Source organism: Microbulbifer variabilis (assembly GCF_052468405.1).
Window position 1 is genome coordinate 2,610,607 of record NZ_CP174343.1, and the last position, 19,030, is coordinate 2,629,636.

Here is a 19,030-nt window from a genome sequence, read left to right on the forward strand (position 1 = left end):
CAAGCGGTTACCCATGTCCATTAAATTATCTATCGATATTCGAGCTATCAAAGGATTTCTTGCTGCCCATGAAGGTGAAGCACTTTACCATCTGGCCGCGGAGGCCAGCGGCCTGGGGCCCTGCCTGGAGGTCGGCAGCTACTGCGGAAAATCGACAGTGTACCTAGCTACCGCCTGCAAACTCACAGACAATGTGGTCTTCGCTGTGGACCACCACCGCGGCTCGGAGGAGCATCAACCCGGCGAGGAGTACCACGACCCGGACCTTTTTGACGAAAGAGCCCAATTAATGGACAGCTTTCGCAATTTTCGCGCAAATATCCGTGCAGCTGAGCTCGAGGACTGGGTAGTTCCTGTCGTGGCACCCTCTGCTATCGCTGCACGCCACTGGAATACACCTCTCGGCTTGGTGTTTATTGACGGAGGCCACTCTTTGGAAGCTGCGATGACCGACTACCGCAGCTGGTCCCGCCATATTGTTCCCGGTGGCTACCTCGCCATCCACGATATATTCCCGGACCCGGCCGACGGCGGCCAGGCCCCTTACGATATTTACAAGCTAGCCCTGGCTTCCGCTCAGTTCGAGCTCGTCGAAACTGTAGACACCCTGGGTATCCTGAGACGTATTTGAAGACAGTTGTACCGATGTAAACAAACTACTCGCCGGCGTCAGGTCGGCGAGTGCATCCGCCGCCAACAACATAGCACCCACAGTCCAAGTAGTTTTCTCTTCCGGCCAAACTGCCTCATCCCGATAGACATAACCAGTCCAGTAACCGCCATCACTGTCCTGCCAGCGGTGAAGCCCCCGAAATATAATCTCAGCACGGGAACGCTGCCCTGCAGCCAATAGTGCCATTGTCAGCTCGCAAGATTCCGCCACAGTTACCCAGGGCTCATCATTAACACAGCGACAACCCAGTCCCGCCACGACAAACTCATCCCAACGCTGATGCAGGCGAGTGCGAGCAGCTTCTCCAGAAAAGGCCCCTGTTAACACAGGATAAAACCAATCCATGGAAAAGCGTGCCTTACTTTCCCAGGTTCGATCGAAACGTTCCGGCTTGTGCCGCAAAGCGTACCCCAAAGCCTGGCGCCCCTGCTCCCAACTGGGGCGGTCAACACGCAGCTCTCTGGCAATGTTGATGGCACATTCGAGGCTCTTAAAAACCGAAGAACAGCCAGTTATCAGGGCATCTTTCTTTGGCTCTCCCTCTGCATCCACCGCCCAGTGAACTTCCCCGTGCTCCGTCTGCAGTGCCAAAACAAAATCAATTGCACGCTCAACCATCTGCCAGTAGCGGCGCAAAAAGCCTTTGTCTCCGCTAATCAGATAAAAGTGCCAAATGCCGGTGGCCACATAGGCAACAAAATTTGTCTCACGGCGCTCACGATTATCAACAGCACCGTTTTTGTATGCCGCCCACCAGCTGCCATCGGCCAACTGAATATCTGCCAACCAGCGATAAGCTTTTTCTGCGGCGGCAAATTCACCTGCGATTGCCAAGCCCATGGCCGCCTCAACGTGATCCCAGGGATCGGCATAATGTCCCTTAAACCAGGGAATAGAGCCATCGGGCAGTTGCTGGGAGAGAATATAGGCAGCACTGTCACGGACAAACCCATCGGGAAAGAGGTTTGTGTTTTTTACCGGAGGAATAACCATCTCACTCACGAACTCGCCTCCCCCACCAAGCGCAAAGTCTCCGGCGCTTCCTGCTCAGCTTTGACAAAATAAAGCGCGATACTTTTACCTAACAGCGGATTCAGTATCTTTTCCGCGGCACGAGTAAGCATTGGCTGCTTCATCAAGTCCCAAACCAACAAGCGATGATAGGCTGCAACTAAGCGGGAGTCCGGCTGATTCCAGAACAGACACTTCAGCCACCAATACGGGGAGTGCAAAGCATGAGCCTTATGGCGCGCAAAATAGCGATGCCCCAAGGACTCAATACTTCCCCTCAGCTCTTTCTCACGGAATATACGAATATGGCCCCCCTCCACCTCATGGTATTCATCGCTCAGTTTCCAGCAGACCCACTCGGGGAAGTAAGATGGTACCGTGGCAGCAAAAATACCGGAGGGTTTCAAAACCCGATCGATTTCTGCTAGGACCGCTTTGTAATCCTCAATATGCTCCAATACCTCTGAACAAATCACCACATCGAAAGTGGCATCGGCAAAAGGTAGCCGCAGGCCATTGGCAACCCCAAGTAACAGGCGCCCTTTGGCATGCTCCGGGCTTTTAAAAGGCTCAGCCCGCTTACTGGCTGTACGCACATCATCAAGGCATAAATCTATGCCGAAGATATCCACTTCATCAGTAATCATCAGGTGAATGGAGTGGCGACCTTCGCCACACCCGAGATCCAGAACTTTTTGTCCTGGGCGAAGACTCAGGTGCTTCGGATCTACAGTAATCATCAAGCCGCCTCCGCACCGCTGACATCTGCGCCAACTATCTCATCTTCATGTCGACGCTGCACTGCAGATTCACCCAGTATTTCACGGTAATAAGCCACGAGGCTCGCAGCTGCCAGCCCCCATGAGAACTTATCCTCTATTCGTGCCCTACCCTTAGCACTCAGCTCAGCTTGAAGAGATATATCCGACAAAACCCGACCAAGGGCTTCACCCAATGCCTGGCTGTTACCAGCCGGCACCACTATGCCAGCATCCCCTACCACCTCTGGTAGCGCGCCACCGTCGCTGGAAACTACCGGTGCCCCACAGGCCATGGCTTCACCAGCAGGCAGTCCAAATCCTTCATATAAAGATGGGCAGGCTACCACTGTGGCACTGCGGTAATACCCCACTAATTCAGCATTGGAAATGCCAGAGACAAACTGCACTGCATTCTGCAAATCGAGCCGATGAAGCAGCTCCTCCGTTGCCCCCCCCTCCCGTAGCTTCCCCACCACCAACAACTCGAGACCGTTAAACCTCTGGCGCAAGCTGGCAAGTGCCAGCAATAACACCCCCAGTCCTTTGAGTGGCTGATCTGCTGAGGCAGTTGTCATAATTCTAAGTGGCAGGCGCTCAACACTTTCGCTGGGGCTGAATATTTCTGTGTCGATGCCGTTATAGATCAGGTTTATCTGTTCTGGCTTCACACCAAACTGCTCGATGATATCCCGCTCTGACTGGCGTGATACTGTCACAATATGGCGCAGCTTACGTGAAACCTTGATCTGCATTTTCAGGAAGTTATGCCAGCGACGCACCAGCAGGCGAAAACGCCAATCCGGCGCCGCATCCAACGCCAATTGGCGATCACGGGTAATGGGGTGATGGATAGTAGCTACGACAGGCAGCCCACTTTTTTCAATATCCAACAATCCATAACAAAGAGACTGGTTATCGTGCACTATGTCATAGTCACGGCCGTGTTTACGCAAGTATTTGGCCACGCGGCGACCAAAGGTGTAAGGCTCGGCAAAACCGCCGGTGAGTTTGCTCCACCACTCAAAAAAGTCCGCCCAGGAAAGCAGGTGTTTAGCCTTAAGAGCTCGCACCGGGTTCTCAACCTCATACAGGTTCAGTCCCGGCATCTTTATCAAATTTACCCGCTCATCCAACTCTGGATAGGGTTGGCCTGAGATAACATCCACAGAGTGGCCAGCATCAACCAATGCCTTACTCAGGTAGCGAAGGTAGATTCCCTGACCACCGCTATGTGGATTGCTGCGATAACCTAATAAACATATTTTTAGCGGCCGCGTCTTGCCAGCCATTGGACCGTCTGCACAATTTCCCAAGGCGGTCATAGATTCCCCATCTGCTTGTTCTGAGGCCCACCTATCTTTCACCAATCCGGTAACACCGCGTCGTGGAGCTATGTTACGTCGACTGATAAATCGGGGGCCTTACGCTAGTAAAGCGGAAGAATACACTGGCGTGGAAATGACTGCTAGGCAGAAGCTGTCCACACTATTGGCCAACCCGACTGCCATGTAGATTGACGAGCCAAACTGAAAGCCACATACAGCAATGCTTTCCCCCCAAAGAGTGAAAACAAACACGACTGGATTCAGGAGAGCCTATTCCATATCGACCCAATCTATGTATTGACAGTCACTCACTGATCATTGGGAAAAAGAACCGAAGGAAATCCTAAGCATCTGCGATGGTGTAATGGATAACTGAAGAAACGTTTTGCGAGGATAAAAAAATGCCCGCCAGAGGCGGGCCAGGTTTCTCGAACACACTTTCAGGAGGAGAGTTTCAAGCGCGTTACGCACTTAAATTTAGGTATAGCAGAGTATTACAGCTCTCCATCTGCCCTGTCGTAAAAGCCGTTCAGTATTCATACAATCGGTGCTGTATCACCTCTTAAGTCATCGCTAAACGCGGTGCAAATAGCTCTGGTACTCCACATCTGTAACCCGTGAACCAATTTCCACCTGTTCCTGACGCTTAAGTAACAGGAATAATTCAATAAAGCGTGGATCAAGGTACTCACGCCATAGCTGGCTCTGCTCAAAACGCTTGAGTGCGCCACTCCAGGTATTAACCAATTGCTCACTTTCAACTTGATAGGCGTCGCCTTCCACTGGAGCTGGCGGTTGCAGCTGGTTTTCCAGGCCATGACAGACGCCAACAAGAATTCCCGCCAGAACCAGATAGGGGTTTACGTCTGCTCCGGCAATGCGGTGCTCAATACGCCGAGCTTCGGGGTTACTTGCCGGAATCCGCAAGGTCGTCGTGCGGTTATCATAGCCCCAGCAAAGATTTAGCGGCGCATGTGAGCCCTCCTGGAAGCGACGATAAGAATTGCTATGCGGCGCGAAAAATGCCATCGCATCGTTTGCGGTTGCCAACATACCAGCCGCCGCTTGGCGCAGCAGATCTGACCCCATCTCACTGCCGTCGTCAAAAACATTTTTTCCCGAACTGTCGATCAAGCTCATATGCACATGCATACCGTTACCGGCCTGATCCCCAAACGGCTTGGCCATAGTGCTCACCCGGAAACCATGGCTGCGGGCCACACCTTTCAACAGTCGCTTGAACAGTAGGGTCTGATCGGCAACCTTCACCGGATCAGCACTGTGCAACAAGTTAATTTCAAACTGACCTGGCGCGCACTCGGACAGTACAGAATCAGCCGGGATCCCCTGCTCTTCACAAGCAGCACGAACATCAGCAAAGAAGTGGCGCTGTGCATTCAGCTCAGACAAATCGTATACGTCTGTGGAAGGCACCAACTCAGCGTCGTTATCACTAACCGGGCGCGGTCGTGCCAGGTGATCCACCTCATCACGTAACAGGTAAAACTCCAGCTCGGTGGCACAAACTGCGGTGTAACCAAGTTTTTTTAATCGATCCACCACTCGCTGCAACTGGGCGCGTGGATCTGCGTACAGTGCGCTTCCATCCGCCTCATGCAGTTGCATATGCAATTGGGCCGTCTCTTCTCTGTGCCATGGCGCCAGGCTGATCGGCGAAACCGGCAAGCAGACACCGTCGCTGTCTCCACTGGCGAAGACCAGGGGACTGTCTTCGATATCCCGCCCCCAGATGTCCAGGCTGACAGCGCTGCGCGGCATCTGCAGACTGCCTTTAAGCAGTTTTTCTGCCGCCTCGGCAGGCAGCCATTTGCCACGGGGCACACCGTTAATATCGAACATAAAGCCTTCAATCCACTTTAGGTCCGGGTGCTCTGCCAGGAATTTACGCGACTGCTCCAGCAGCTCTGGCTGGGCAGTGAATTCTTTTTCTTGAGACATAAGTTGCCTGAGGTAATCCAGTCAAACCGCAAAAGCGGCCTTGAGCCACCACTCACATCCGCCACCGACAGACGATGAGGGGCGACCTAGGGCCGCTCTCATAAATAGATGCGATACCGCGAGTTTACGCCAGTGCTTTTGCGGTATCGTCCAGGGCGCGATGCGCCTTCTCCACCAACTCATCGACCTGCTCAGTGGTAATAATCAGCGGCGGCGCGATAACCATTGCATCGCCCACAGCACGCATTACCAAACCGTGCTTGATACTGAGATCACGACACACTGCACCTGCGGTACAGTCGTCATCGAAGCGGGCACGGCTCGATTTATCTTTTACAAGCTCCAGTGCTCCAACCATACCCAGACTTCGGGCTTCACCGACAATCGGATGCTCTGCCAGCTCAGCCCAGCGCTTGGCCAGGTAAGGGCCTGTCACATCGCGCACATTCTCAATAATTTTTTCATTGCGCAGGATGTTAATTGTCGCCAATCCTGCCATACAAGCTGCCGGGTGCGCTGAGTAGGTGTAACCGTGAGTAAATTCACCACCCTTACTTTTAATCACGTCAGCAACACGATCACCCACCATGGTGCCGCCCAGCGGGAAGTAACCATTGGTTACTGCTTTGGCAAAAGTCATCAGATCGGGCTTGAGGCCGTAAAAATCTGCGCCAAACCACTCACCGGTGCGACCAAAGCCAAAAATCACTTCGTCCATCACCAGCAAGATATCGTACTGATCCAGCACCTTCTTCACTTCTGGCCAGTAGGTTTCCGGTGGGATTACTACACCACCAGCACCCTGTATAGGCTCTGCAATGAAAGCGGCAACTGTCTCAGGTCCGAGTTCCTGGATCTTTTCATCAAGGCTGCGCGCAGCATGAATGCCGAACTCTTCCGGGGACATATCGCCACCCTCGGCAAACCAGTAAGGCTGTTGCACATGCTCAATGTAGTCCAGCGGCTGAAACTGCTTATGCATACCACTCATACCACCGAGGCTAGCACCGGCAATGGTAGAGCCGTGATAGCCATTCTTACGGGAGATCACGATACGCTTCTCAGGTTTATCCTGAAGATCCCAGAAACGGCGAATCAGACGCAAGTTCGTATCGTTTGCTTCGGAGCCGGAGCCGGTAAAGAAAACGTTGCTCATATTGGCCGGGGTCACCTCCGCCAGAGCATCAGCCAGCTCAATAGAAGGCACAGTGGTGCACTGGAAGAAGCTGTTATAGAACGGCAGGGTATTCAACTGCTCATAGATGGCATCGCTAATTTCTTTACGGCTGTAACCCAGGTTACAACACCACAATCCAGACATACCGTCCAACATACGATTGCCATCGATATCAGTGATGTAGGCACCTTCAGCGCTGGTAATCACTCGGGTACCCTGCTGGCCCAGATCGTTGAAGTCCGTAAAGGGGTGCAGCAGGTGCTCGCGGTCGTGTTGTTGCAGCTCACTCTTGTTCATATTTCGCTCCTGGCTTTTGCTCTGGGGCTTTCCCGCCGCTCCGGACAATCAGCCTCTGCTTGTCGGGCGGAGGTTTTCCCGCAATCTGTCACCCGCCCTGCTCAATGGGTATCACAAGGCGAATTATTACTACCAAATTTGTGATCACATTTTAGTAGCGAGACTCACAGAAGCGCAAGATCTATCTATGCCTCACAGCAACCTTAAGGTCGAATGAGGCCAAGTGGGCAAACTGAGGGAAAGCTAAAACCAGATGGTCATTTTGTTTGGGCGACGTCTCCTGCCACGCGCGGTTTGATGTACAGCGGGTTAACAGTCACGGCGGCTTGCTAGAGCAACTCCTCAGCGGAGATTGAGCCGAGCCCCTCTTCTATATCCTGGCGAATGGCGCGGCGAATCCTCTCTACACTTCTGTCTGCAATGGCATCCAACAAATCCTCGTGGCGATCCGGCAGCTCCTGAACACCAAAGCGCTGAAATACAAGATGCTGAAGAGGCGCTGTCTGCAGCCATAAGCTCTCGATCAACGAGAGAATGATATGCGGCCGCCCCATGCGATAGAGAGTAAAGTGAAAATCGAGATTAGCAGTGACATACTGCTCAATATCCTTTTGTTCGAGGGCAGCCGTCACCCGCGCATCCAGGGCTCGTAGCTGCTGCAGTTCTTCCTCCTGTACAAACGGCAGGGCCTGCTCCGCAGCCTGGCACTCAAGCGCAACACGCGCCGCACAGATCTCATCGAGCTTCTCAGGAGTCATTGTCGGCACCGTGACACGACGGGTATCGGATAACTCCAAGGCCCGCTCAGAAGTCAGGCGCCGCAAGGCTTCACGCACCGGCATAGGGCTGCAATCCAGCTCCGCAGCCAAGCCGCGAATGGTAATCGCATGCCCCGGCAAAAATTTGCCACGTAAGATAGCATCTCGCACCTGGAAATAGACTCTCTCCTGAGTGGTGCGAAACTCTTCCTGCGGATGATTAAACTCCTGCGCCATGTTCATGCGGCCCTGACCTGATGTAACTTGTGCGGAATATCATCGAAGCCAACCTCTATGAGGTGGTCCGCTGCACGGCCACTCTGCCAGACTTCATGGAAATCATCGGCAACCCATTTGCTCAGTTCCACAACCTTCTTCCAATAGCGAATCCGTTCCTCGCGGCCCATCTTATAAAAATCATTACGATCAGGGATTTTGCCATAGGGCAGCTTCGCCACGAATGCAGGAGAAGGTGCCACCAACAGTGTCGATGACATAGCATCACCTCGCACACGACGCCAGGAAAGCCCTTTATCAAACCAGCCCGGCACCATAAACGGGAAAAAGTGCGGGTAGAGCACCAAACCCTGGGGGTGACTGAAACGTAAATCAAAATGGTAGTCGGTGATACCACCATCACGATAATTTCCCTGTGGAGCACCAGCGGGGTTGCGAACTCCCGCCATCACCAATGGAATAGAACCACTCGCCAGGACCGCTGCACAAACATTGTCCGCGGATAGCGCCGTATCCACCGTACTCAGGTTGCCAAACCGTACTGCGGCATCACGGCCAGAGTGAAAAACCACCCGTTCCCAAAAAGCGCTCAGGCTGTGCCTGGAGAGCGCGTTGGCCATGGCCGATGCAAACAACGCCGGGGCCAGGAAGGCGCGCTTTTCACTAGCCAGGGGACCGCGGCCACGCACAGTGACAAAATGGCTGTGCCACAGCGGGTTGCCTGCTACTTCGCCTGCACCATTTTCACCTAAAACATTGAGCAGGATTTGCTCCCCGGCAGCAGTGATCTCCGCCGGTGTCGGTTTGTCTGAGGCATAACTCTGATGGATATAACCATATTCCAAGCACTCCAGGGCCTCCAATGGCTCCGCCATGGCGTAACACATATTGCGAAAGCTACCGATTGAAGACCCCAGTGTCGCGATAGGATCACGACGCCCCTTAAAAAATTCCCCCATCAGTACCCGGTCCAACTGGCTGATGACCAGCCACTTGGGGCCTCCTGAGGCCCCCACCAGGGTGGAAAACTGTTCCTGGCGTAAGCCCTCCTCACGAATCTGGTGCGCCGCATTTGCGCCGGCCAATAATATGCAACTGGTATTCTTCACAAAGCGTCTCTTAAGGTATCCATTCAGGCGGAAGTGTACCGGGTTTGAATCCTGAGGGGATCACCACTCTCCGGTATTCTCCATTGATTGCCAGGGTTCCTGAGGCGCCAACGGCTGTCCATTTTGTAGTAGCTCTATCGAGATACCATCTGGAGAGCGAAAAAATGCCATATGTCCATCACGGGGAGGCCGGTTGATAGTCACGCCCGCATCCATCATCCGCTGGCAAACGGCATAGATATCATTAACTCCGTAAGCCAAATGGCCAAAATTGCGCCCGCCACCATAGGATTCCGGATCCCAGTTGTAGGTAAGCTCCAGCATAGGGGCCTTATTTTCCCTTGCGGCATCTACATCTTCCGGTGCAGCCAGATACACCAAAGTAAAGCGACCTTTGTCGTAATCGTTACGCGTTACAAGCTGTAGCCCTAACTTTTCACAGTAAAATTTTAAAGATTCTTCCAAGTCGGCCACGCGGACCATTGTATGCAGATACCTCACCCTCTACTCCTTCCTGCTATCAGGATCTAAAATCGCGGAATAATAAATAATTCAGCCTCGCGTGGCGAAAAGCAAATGTATAAGAAATTCTATCGAGCCTTTTCACAAGCCCCTAGCGGCAGCCCCTCTGCCATGTTGCATATGGCCTGCCACTCCCATCATTATTGGCCGGATATCACTCTGGAGGCGGTGCAACAATATTGGCACGATGCGGCACTGCTTGCCGACGATAAATGGGGACCCATTTTTCACGAGAAAATACCCGCCTGGCAAAATGCTGTCGCGCGCACACTACAAATTCCAGATGCCGGGCAAATCGCTATTGCCCCAAACACCCACGAATTGGTTTACCGCTTGATCAGCGCCCTGGATCCCGCCAAGCCACTGCGCATACTCACCACCGATAGCGAATTCTACAGCTTTGCACGCCAATTACAGCGACTCGAAGAATTGCCCCATGTGGAAGTAACGCGTATTCCAAAGACCCCCTATGCGACACTAGCCGAGCGCTTTGAGAGAGAGCTGCATACCCGGAACTACCAGCTGGCTTATGCCAGCCTGGTATTTTTTGATTCTGGCGTGGTATTCCCCGAGCTGCTACGTATTACTGAGCAAAAACCCGAGGAAACCGAGTTTGTTATTGATGGCTACCATGGTTTTTTTGCTCGCCCCATTGACCTGAGCAAGGTCGCAGATAAGGCCTTCTTTACTGCAGGCTCCTATAAATACCTAGGTGCCGGTGAAGGTCTGTGCTTTATGAGTATTCCATCCCAGTGTCGCTTGCGCCCGCTCAACACTGGCTGGTTTGCCGAAATGGCAGAACTTGAAAATCGCCCTGGAAGTGTCAATTACGGGGATAACTGGCTGCGTTTTGCCGGCGCCACTATGGACTATTCCTGCCTGTACAAGGGTCTTGCCATTTTCGATCTATTCCGACGCGAAGGTATCACCGTAGATAAAATCCACCGCTATGTCCTCAATGCCCAAAGCCGCTTCCTGAACACAATGGACAAAAACAGCCACCCGCTACTCAACCGGGAGCGCCTGATTCACCACGACCTGAAGGAGGGCCATGGCCACTTTTTCACGTTCGATTGCAGCACAACAGAAAACTCAGAAAAGCTACAAAAAGAGCTGAAAGCCCGAGCAGTCCTTTGCGACAGGCGCCAACATCTGCTGCGCCTGGGCTTTGCTATCTACCATGACGACAATGAAACTTATCAGCAGGTTTTTGGCTCTCCCTAAATAAATTCGCGGGCACCGTTCTGCTGACTAACATACCAAGCTAGCCAGCGGCCCGCTCAGCCTCTATTGATCCATACTCTAATCCATACTTTAGCGGGCGATATAATCTAGAAATAAGAGAGTCTGGACCTGATCATGAAGCTGCTTCTCCTCAACCCAAATACCACAGAATCTATGACGTCACTAATGGCGGGCGCCGCACAAAGGGTTGCATCTCCGCGCACCAAAATCGTAGCGACCACCGCCAAGATCGGCTTTCCTTATATTTCAAGCCGGGTCGAGGCCGAAATTATTGCTAGTGATATCCTCGAGACAATTGCTGAACACCACACACAGGTAGACGCAGTCATTATCTCTGCATTCGGGGATCCAGGTCTTATTGGTGCGCGTCAGTTATTCGACATTCCCGTGATCGGTGTTGCCGAGGCGGCAATGCTGACCGCTTGTGCGCTTGGCCAGCGCTTCTCGATAATCACATTTAGCGATAGTTTGGCGGACTGGTTTCGCGATGGTGTGCTGCGTGCCGGTCTCGAAAATCGCTTCACCGGCATTCGCCTACCTAGCGAGCGTTTCCAATCGATCGAAACCGTACAGGAAGAGCTTAGCGAAAGCTTGGTTCAGCTCGTAGAAGAAGCCGCATATACTGACCGGGCAGATGTCGCCATCCTCGCTGGAGGGCCACTCGCCGGTCTTGCCACAAAGGTTTCTGGCAGACTGCCGATTCCTGTAGTCGATCCAGTCCCTGCCGCTGTCGTGCTAGCAGAGGGTCTTGTACGGCTCAACCCAGGCATTGCCCGCGTAGGTGGTTTCGCCCGTCCGCCCGCGAAAGACACATTGGGCCTCCCCGATAGCCTCGCCAGGCGAATAGAGCACACTGACTGAGCTTCTTCCAAGCCCTCCTTATAATAATCTCTACTCTCCCGACAGCTCTGACTCATAGAATTACGGCGGCTGGATTTAGCCTGCCAGGTACAGCCTGCGATTGAGCATCCTAAAAACACATGCAGCCACGTGTTTCCAACAGATGTCGATACCTTCTTCTCCTGGGGTTTGTTATCTACCAAGAAAGATGAAACTTATCAGAAGAAATTTAGCTCTGATTAAGTTGGCAGCACTTTCCCGGCCAAGTGGCAAGCCAATATTGCCAAGCAGCTTGTCTACAGCTCCCCGATGATCCGTTATGCTGACCTTCTTGCTCAGCTGCGGTTCAGAAAGGCACTGATAGTATTTGGCGCCTAATGCATCGGAGTGATGCCAAATCCATAGCGATTGATAAGGAAAAATCATGAAGTTAGTAAAATTCTCGACAATCACAGTGCTTACTCTGCTTATCGCCGCTTGCGGAAATGGGCAGGCTCCCTCCGAACGGGGAACCCTGGTCTCTATTGCGGCTCACGGTGAAGCCAGCCAGATACCAGATGTAGCCAATATTTCCGTGGGCGTGGTAACAGAAGCCCAAGACAGCAAAAAGGCCATGAGTGATAACGCTGAACAAATGGAATCACTGATGGCGGCGATAAAGAAAGCGGGTATCGCCAAGAAAGATATCCAAACCAGCGGTATCAGCCTTTCTCCCCGCTATCGCTACCAACAAAATCAAACCCCGAAAATAGTGGGCTATACAGCGCGGAATACGGTGAGCGTTAAAGTGCGTAAACTGGATAAACTGGGCCAGGTACTGGACGGTTTGGCAGCTGCTGGAGCAAACCAAATTCACGGCCCAAGTTTTGAAATCGGCGAACCTGGCCCGGTCAAAGCGGAAGCCCGTGAAAAGGCCCTCTTAGATGCCCAGGAGCGAGCTACTATCTATGCAAAAGCCCTGGGAATGAAAGTTCGAAGAATTGTTAGTATTTCTGAAAATGGCAATGGCGGTATGCCCCGCCCGATGATGCTGCGCAGTGACATGGCGGTAAAGGAAAGCGCTTCAACCCCAATCTCTCCCGGTGAGACGACCCTTTCCGTAAATCTTGAGCTGGTATTCGAACTGGAAGACTAAGACAAGCTTTCCGGCTCCACCAATATTTTATGGGGCCGGAAATCTGTTCCCTTCAGCTCTCGCCCACACCCTCGATAAATACCTCAACCGCAGGTTCGCTGGGCTCCTTAAATACTTTGCCCCCTTTCATTACAAATTGCACCCGCTGCAATTCGGAAATATCCTCCAGGGGATTGCCCGCGACTGCGATAATATCGGCAATTTTACCCTCGCTGATGCTACCCAGCTCATCCTGTACCTGCAGAAGTTGAGCCGCATTCCACGTGGCCGAACGGATAGCGTCTGCTGGCGTCATACCACCTTGCACCATCAGTACAAACTCCCGAGCATTCTCTCCGTGCCTGGTGACCCCTGTATCGGTGCCAAAAGCAATTTTGACACCGCGCTTATAAGCTTTGGAAAAAGTATCCTGCATTAACGGGCCCATAGTTGCTGCCTTGGGGCGCACAATATCTGGCAGGAACCCTTCGATTGCAGATTTTTCAGTCACCCACTCCCCCGCCATGAGTGTCGGTACAAACCAGGTACTATTGCGCCGCATCAGGTCCATTACTTCTTCATCCATGTAGGTGCCGTGCTCAATTGAATCCACTCCAGCACGGATCGCACGTATCATCCCCTCCTTGCCATGGGCATGCACCGCCACGGTAAAACCATAGTCCTTAGCCGCTGCAACAATGGCCTCAAGCTCATCCTGCATAAACTGTGGGTTCTGTCCGCTTTTGGCAACACTCAAGACACCACCGGTTGCAGTAATCTTGATTAGATCTGCACCATCTTTATAGCGCTGACGTATTGCCTTACGAGCAGAGATTGGGCCATCGACAACACCATCGACCGGGCCGGGATTACCAACCAGATCTTCACGGCGTCCATTTGTGGGGTCCGCATGGCCACCGGTGGTAGCAATTGACTTACCCGCAGTATAAATTCTCGGCCCCTCAATCGTGCCAGCTTCAATAGCCCGGCGCAGGCTCACGGTTACATTATCGTGATCACCAAGATTGCGTATAGTAGTAAAACCCGCTTGTAATGTGCGATTAGCTGCATCTACACTGCGCAGAGCAAAGTCTGCCGGATTCCAGGTATAGGACTCCACGTAAGCGCGAGGACCAAACTCATAAGTAAGATGGCTATGCATATCCATAAGCCCTGGCAATACGGTGTACTCGCGCAGATCTACCAGGGACTCCCTATCCCGCTTGGCAAATCCTTTTTGTACCGATTCAATCCGGCCACCCACCACATGAATGGTGCGATTTTCCAATAATTTTCCATTAGTGCTGTCGAACATTTTCCCCGCATAAATAGCGATACTCTCTGCAGATACCGGCAGGCTGAAGAATCCTACACAAACCGCCACGGCAGTGGCGGTGCGGCGAAAGAAGCTGTTTCTCTTGGCACTTGTGGTCATTGTCCTCACCAGTAAGTCTCTCTTAGATTTGAACTGTTTTTATTGGAAATCGTACAATTTACCGTAATCGCCAAGGCGAGAGGAAGCCCCTATGAAAATCTATGAGTTTGCGAGTGCACCCAATTGCCGCCGAGTTCGTATGTACTTGGCTGAAAAAGGCATTGATGTAGAGTTTGCTCCTGTGGATATTACCAAGGGGGAAAATCTCACCCCAGAATTTCGCAGCAAGGATATCAATAAAAAAGTACCGGTTTTGGAGTTGGACGATGGCGCCCACATTGCCGAATCTGTGGCTATCCAGCGTTACTTCGAGGAATTACACCCAACCCCTCCCCTTTTCGGGCGAAATGCTAAAGAAAAAGCCCTGGTGGAGATGTGGAATCGTCGCGCTGATTTTAATTTGATGTTCGCCGTTGGGATGTGCTTTCAGCATGTTTCCGGATTTTTTAAAGACCGTATGAATGTCTACCCAGAGTTTGGTGAGGATGCAGGTAAACGCGCCCTGAAGTTTATGAGCGTTTTAAACGATCACTTTTCCGATAGTGAATACCTGGTTGGCGACTATTTTTCAGTCGCGGACATCAGTATGGTTTGTAGTCTGGACTTCGGCAAAGTTCAAAATCTGCGCCCGAATGAAGAAAAGCACCCCCACCTGATTCGCTGGCGCGAGCAGCTCAAGAAGCGCCCCAGCTTTAAGGTATGACTAAATCACACAACTAATTTCACTTCATAAAGATAAAGACTATCGCCCCATATAAATAGCGTGGGGCGAATTTATCGAGAAAGAACCTGAAATTACAACAGCATAGATTTCATTCAAACAAACAAGTCATCATCCGACTAATATTTAGGGTTACTCTAACAATTAAGCTTCTCTAGATTTCACCACCTTCAGGTCTCCATAAGTTACCATCAACAAATATAGAGGAAACGTCGCAAGTTCAGTCGACAGATTATGGATAGAGTTTTCGACAAAATTAACTTGAACCCAGACATTGAAAATTGTAAGAGATTGCCCAATAAGATAGCAACTGTGAGGCTATGACTGTACGAAAACTACCAATGTATTGAAATCTATTAAGAAACTCCTGAGGAGGGTGGCTACTAACAGAATTTGCCTAATACGCTCACCAAAAAAACCTATATTAAACCAATATCAGTAAGAGCATCCTTCAGTGCCTGCTGATTATCATCCAAAGACCAACCTAATATTGACTGACTTAGTTGTCCGTCGTGAAAGAAGTAAAACGCCGGCGTACCCAAATTAGCATCTAAGAAAGACCACGATGATGAATTATATATCAAGCCGACCGGTAATTTTGGATAAGTTTGCATCCAGTTTTTATGCTGCTCAACTTGCAGACTTCCGCCTGGCTGGGTAAGCCAAACAGAATGCTTAAAAAACATCTTTTTAAATTGTACATCATCACTAATATAATTTGCTGCAGTCCTGGAAAAACGACATCCAGGATTTGAAATAACTAAAATAAAAGGACCCTGTGAAGGAATCTCAAAAGCACGCTGCTTAAGCGACGAATTTTCAAATTCCAAAATAAATGGCTTTTCGAGCGCCAGGTCATTAACCCTGTTAATTTTAGGCAAATATTCCAAATATTTTAATTTCTTTTCGTCAACCATACTTCTGGCTAATTCGAACTGCCCAGCGGCAACATAGGCTTTTTGCAAATCAGCATAATGCCGTTTCTTTACAAATTCTTTTCTTTCAAGAAACTCCAATAGCCTACGCAAATCACGGGTATAATTAACCTGAGGATCATAAAAATTGACAACCGTTACAGCTCTAAATAAATATTCTAGATCCAGCTGTCTTAGCTGCTCCTCACCAAGGTTAGCTATAATTGGTTTAAAATTCTCTAGATATAGACTCTCAGCTACCTCCCTTCTTTCCTTAATTGAGCCAAGCTCTACATTAGAATAAATTTCACTCAACTGATCGTAACGATCCTTGATAGAAGTGTTACTACTTGCCCATATCTCCACCACGCTTAAAAAGGGCAGCATAAACAGTATCATTACGGGTGTTTTTTTCATTATGATGTCCTAGCTTTATGATAATCCCTTCCGGCTCAGAAATCCGTTTTCGACTGCGTCTGATATATAGCCCTGAAAAAGGAAGCCTTTCAAAGACTGAGCGTGTGACACAACATTTAACACCTTTAAGAAAAGTTCATCCATAGAACCAAACCACCAATACATGGACACATAATTTAAATTACACTAAGGTGTTCTACCGAAATATATAGATTCTTAATTATTCCGGACAGGAAAACTAATTTTTCTATCTTCGCCTGTATACGCAATCAGCATCCTTCTACCAGCCAAGCACAACAATACTTTGGTAGTTTTATTATAAACTGTTATTTTCTTGCCCAGAACACCTAATTGGTTAAAGCAATGCAAACCTGTATCAAAATTCACCTTGCTACTATATTTCCGAGGAAATATGCACTCGAAGCTATTTTATTTAGCCACTGAAAGATCTTCAACAATGAATATCTCGTTAGCATAGATTGACTTTCGACCAACGCTATTTATCTATTGGCTACTGAACATCTAAAGTTAAGATGGCACTCGATTTAAAGCCATACTGTAATTCACAGTATTGTCATTACAATATTAGTCCAGTCCTGCCACCCTACTACCCGCCAAGATTCTTCCACAAAGATGCAGACAACTGGAACACTGATTTTCAAGTAGCAATAGCAGCCCTAGCCTTGAATCTATAGCAACACCGCCTTTGAACTGCACTTGTCAACATTCATGTGTTTTGACGTAGTTTTCGAACCTTTAGCCTGCTATAGCTTTTCTAGCAATCTACAGCAAAAATTGAACTCAGAAGGCAGGCCGATCCTATGACAGCTCCAGAGAAACTATCCTGCCCCAACCACTGGGCGAAGGCAGGATAAACCGTGTAGATTAGTAGCGCCCTAATAAGCTAGCTTTAAATCCGCAGATTAGGGATAGTTACACGTCCGTGAATTGCACATAGAGCGCGCCTGCTTTGCACAATAACGAATCGGCCAGCCACCCATATCTACGTCAGACTTACAAGTATAATCTTCGACCCACTCCCAATTAAGAGAGAGTGCAGCTTCAGCTCGCTCTGCTATCGCTCTGTCTTTTTCTGATTCCACAGTTAAATTTTTCATCGCCAAGGTAAATGACTGCAAACCAAATAATTCAAGGATATCATGTACTTCTGTTGCTGTTGGCCCATATTCTAACATCCCGTAATCAAACCCAGCCAAACCCTTGTCGGTGAATTTTAAGCTGTTGATAAATAGCTCTCGCTCTATTTCTGGCAACTTCCCGAGGGGCGTCTTTTCCACTGGATTAGCCACCAGATAATGATTTAAGTCTGCCTCACTTTTGATTGGAGCATTCAAGAATTCAACCTGCCTCTTTAAAGACAAAATTTCCTCTTGAAGCTTAAGGAGAGCACTGTTCTCTTGAGCACCTAAAGAAACATCCTTAGAAAATACCTGCTGAGAAAATACAACAAGCAAAAGTGCAAACGTTGTACCAATTAACCTTAAATTTTTCATACTTCAATTCCTTTGAATAATCATATTTTTGCACCAAAGAAAAGTTAACAGCAACTTTTCCGGGCCGTAACTTACCAACCATATAAAAAAATGTAAAGGTTAATTATGTGCGACACCTTCGCAAAAACCCGGCCTTACGAAGGGTAATATTAAATTCCATCATGACAACCTTTCCAACAGATTGACTTATTTCCAGAACCCTCCCACCCACATACCAGCCGAATAATCATCGTAAACCATGTCGAACTTTTTATCGCAATTATATACTGGTGACAACCGGGAATTACCTATTTCAAGCCTTAAGCTTTAACGAATAGAAATTATGCTGACTACAAAGCCAATAAGCTTTCCGCACAGCACCCCCTATAATTGGCACCCCAAAATTCACGAAGAACCATTTTAGCCACTTCCACCTAATTTATTTCAATTTCAGTAAAGCAGAACCCTAAAATCATACCTTTTTGTGAACTTCATTTTTATATCCACCATGTACAAAATACCTCTTGCTTTGAGTCAATTTCATAGCACACTGATAGGTGAAGTGAAAAATCCCTGGATATTCTAGACATAAAAGCTCTAGAATGATTAATATAAGCATCCTCCCCCCCTTACAGACTCGCCCTCTTAATTTCACCATCACAAATTACTATTTAATTTTAGGTGCAAATGATGTTATCCAACCACGATAAAATTTATAGAAGACACTAGGGATAAGCTAATTATAGGAATCAACAAACAAGGGGACAGGGCTCTCAGATTGCGCTCCTAATTTGAATACCAAGATGACCCCAACTATCTTAAGCTAGACACTCTAGGCAGGAACTCCTCACAAGCCTTAGCATGTTGATGACGAGAAATAATCTTAAGCGCCATCAGCATTGAATTAGCGGCGCAAATCAAACTGAAGTGTAGACATAGAGCTTGACTACCATAAATAGAAAATAAGTACAGAAATTATTTTCAGGCCACTGCACAGGATCCAGCTTATTATTCCGTTAATT

General features: G+C 49.5%; 16 protein-coding genes. 5 read left to right on the forward strand and 11 right to left on the reverse strand.

Annotated features, from left to right (window positions below; all coding sequences use genetic code 11):
- The first annotated feature begins 13 nt into the window (after positions 1–13).
- Positions 14–631 carry a class I SAM-dependent methyltransferase gene (locus ACJJJB_RS12025; protein ID WP_020413381.1) on the forward strand — a complete coding sequence of 206 codons (618 nt, stop codon included), beginning with the start codon at positions 14–16 and terminating at the stop codon, positions 629–631.
- Here the strand turns inward: ACJJJB_RS12025 and ACJJJB_RS12030 are convergent.
- From ACJJJB_RS12030 to ACJJJB_RS12065, 8 genes are all read right to left on the reverse strand, one after another.
- A complete protein-coding gene (locus ACJJJB_RS12030; protein ID WP_353376755.1) occupies positions 560–1,666 on the reverse strand; it encodes a prenyltransferase/squalene oxidase repeat-containing protein in 1,107 nt (368 codons plus the stop codon). The two genes, ACJJJB_RS12025 and ACJJJB_RS12030, sit on opposite strands and share 72 nt — an antisense overlap.
- A 5-nt stretch (positions 1,667–1,671) precedes the next feature.
- Positions 1,672–2,424: a class I SAM-dependent methyltransferase gene (locus ACJJJB_RS12035; protein ID WP_020413383.1), complete on the reverse strand. Its 753-nt coding sequence runs from the start codon at positions 2,422–2,424 to the stop codon at positions 1,672–1,674.
- The gene (locus ACJJJB_RS12040; protein ID WP_020413384.1) at positions 2,424–3,767 is read right to left on the reverse strand and encodes a glycosyltransferase family 4 protein; all 1,344 of its coding nucleotides are present in this window, start codon (positions 3,765–3,767) and stop codon (positions 2,424–2,426) included. The genes ACJJJB_RS12035 and ACJJJB_RS12040 overlap by 1 nt, the downstream gene beginning before the upstream one ends.
- A gap of 576 nt (positions 3,768–4,343) precedes the next feature.
- Positions 4,344–5,729 (reverse strand): glutamine synthetase family protein, encoded by a 1,386-nt coding sequence (locus ACJJJB_RS12045; protein WP_282952927.1) that lies wholly within the window; start codon positions 5,727–5,729, stop codon positions 4,344–4,346.
- A gap of 124 nt (positions 5,730–5,853) precedes the next feature.
- Entirely contained in the window at positions 5,854–7,203 is a 1,350-nt protein-coding gene (locus tag ACJJJB_RS12050; RefSeq protein WP_353376609.1) for an aspartate aminotransferase family protein, read from the reverse strand.
- 329 nt (positions 7,204–7,532) lie between these two features.
- Positions 7,533–8,204, reverse strand: a complete 672-nt coding sequence (locus ACJJJB_RS12055; RefSeq protein WP_445364981.1) for a GntR family transcriptional regulator — start codon at positions 8,202–8,204, stop codon at positions 7,533–7,535.
- A complete protein-coding gene (locus ACJJJB_RS12060; RefSeq protein WP_353376607.1) occupies positions 8,201–9,307 on the reverse strand; it encodes a hypothetical protein in 1,107 nt (368 codons plus the stop codon). Before ACJJJB_RS12060 ends, ACJJJB_RS12055 begins: the two co-directional genes overlap by 4 nt.
- A 60-nt stretch (positions 9,308–9,367) precedes the next feature.
- Positions 9,368–9,808 carry a VOC family protein gene (locus tag ACJJJB_RS12065; RefSeq protein WP_353376606.1) on the reverse strand — a complete coding sequence of 147 codons (441 nt, stop codon included), beginning with the start codon at positions 9,806–9,808 and terminating at the stop codon, positions 9,368–9,370.
- Positions 9,809–9,883: 75 nt separating this feature from the next.
- Here ACJJJB_RS12065 and ACJJJB_RS12070 point away from each other — a divergent pair, with 75 nt between their 5' ends.
- From ACJJJB_RS12070 to ACJJJB_RS12080, 3 genes are all read left to right on the forward strand, one after another.
- Positions 9,884–11,053, forward strand: coding sequence for a hypothetical protein (locus ACJJJB_RS12070; protein WP_353376605.1), 1,170 nt, complete (start codon positions 9,884–9,886; stop codon positions 11,051–11,053).
- Positions 11,054–11,188: 135 nt separating this feature from the next.
- Positions 11,189–11,935 (forward strand): aspartate/glutamate racemase family protein, encoded by a 747-nt coding sequence (locus ACJJJB_RS12075; RefSeq protein ID WP_353376604.1) that lies wholly within the window; start codon positions 11,189–11,191, stop codon positions 11,933–11,935.
- A 403-nt stretch (positions 11,936–12,338) separates the two neighbouring features.
- Positions 12,339–13,049 (forward strand): SIMPL domain-containing protein, encoded by a 711-nt coding sequence (locus tag ACJJJB_RS12080; protein ID WP_020413393.1) that lies wholly within the window; start codon positions 12,339–12,341, stop codon positions 13,047–13,049.
- A 52-nt stretch (positions 13,050–13,101) separates the two neighbouring features.
- On the opposite strand, the gene ACJJJB_RS12085 is transcribed toward ACJJJB_RS12080, so the two are convergent.
- On the reverse strand, positions 13,102–14,463 hold the full coding sequence (locus tag ACJJJB_RS12085; protein WP_353376603.1) for a metal-dependent hydrolase family protein: 1,362 nt from the start codon (positions 14,461–14,463) through the stop codon (positions 13,102–13,104).
- A gap of 91 nt (positions 14,464–14,554) precedes the next feature.
- Here ACJJJB_RS12085 and ACJJJB_RS12090 point away from each other — a divergent pair, with 91 nt between their 5' ends.
- Complete coding sequence (locus ACJJJB_RS12090; RefSeq protein WP_020413395.1) at positions 14,555–15,166, forward strand: glutathione S-transferase family protein; 612 nt, start codon at positions 14,555–14,557, stop codon at positions 15,164–15,166.
- A gap of 437 nt (positions 15,167–15,603) precedes the next feature.
- Here ACJJJB_RS12090 and ACJJJB_RS12095 read toward each other — a convergent pair whose 3' ends face one another.
- Positions 15,604–16,515: a hypothetical protein gene (locus ACJJJB_RS12095; RefSeq protein ID WP_445364982.1), complete on the reverse strand. Its 912-nt coding sequence runs from the start codon at positions 16,513–16,515 to the stop codon at positions 15,604–15,606.
- A gap of 923 nt (positions 16,516–17,438) precedes the next feature.
- A complete protein-coding gene (locus tag ACJJJB_RS12100; RefSeq protein WP_445364983.1) occupies positions 17,439–18,029 on the reverse strand; it encodes a hypothetical protein in 591 nt (196 codons plus the stop codon).
- Positions 18,030–19,030 lie beyond the last annotated feature (1,001 nt).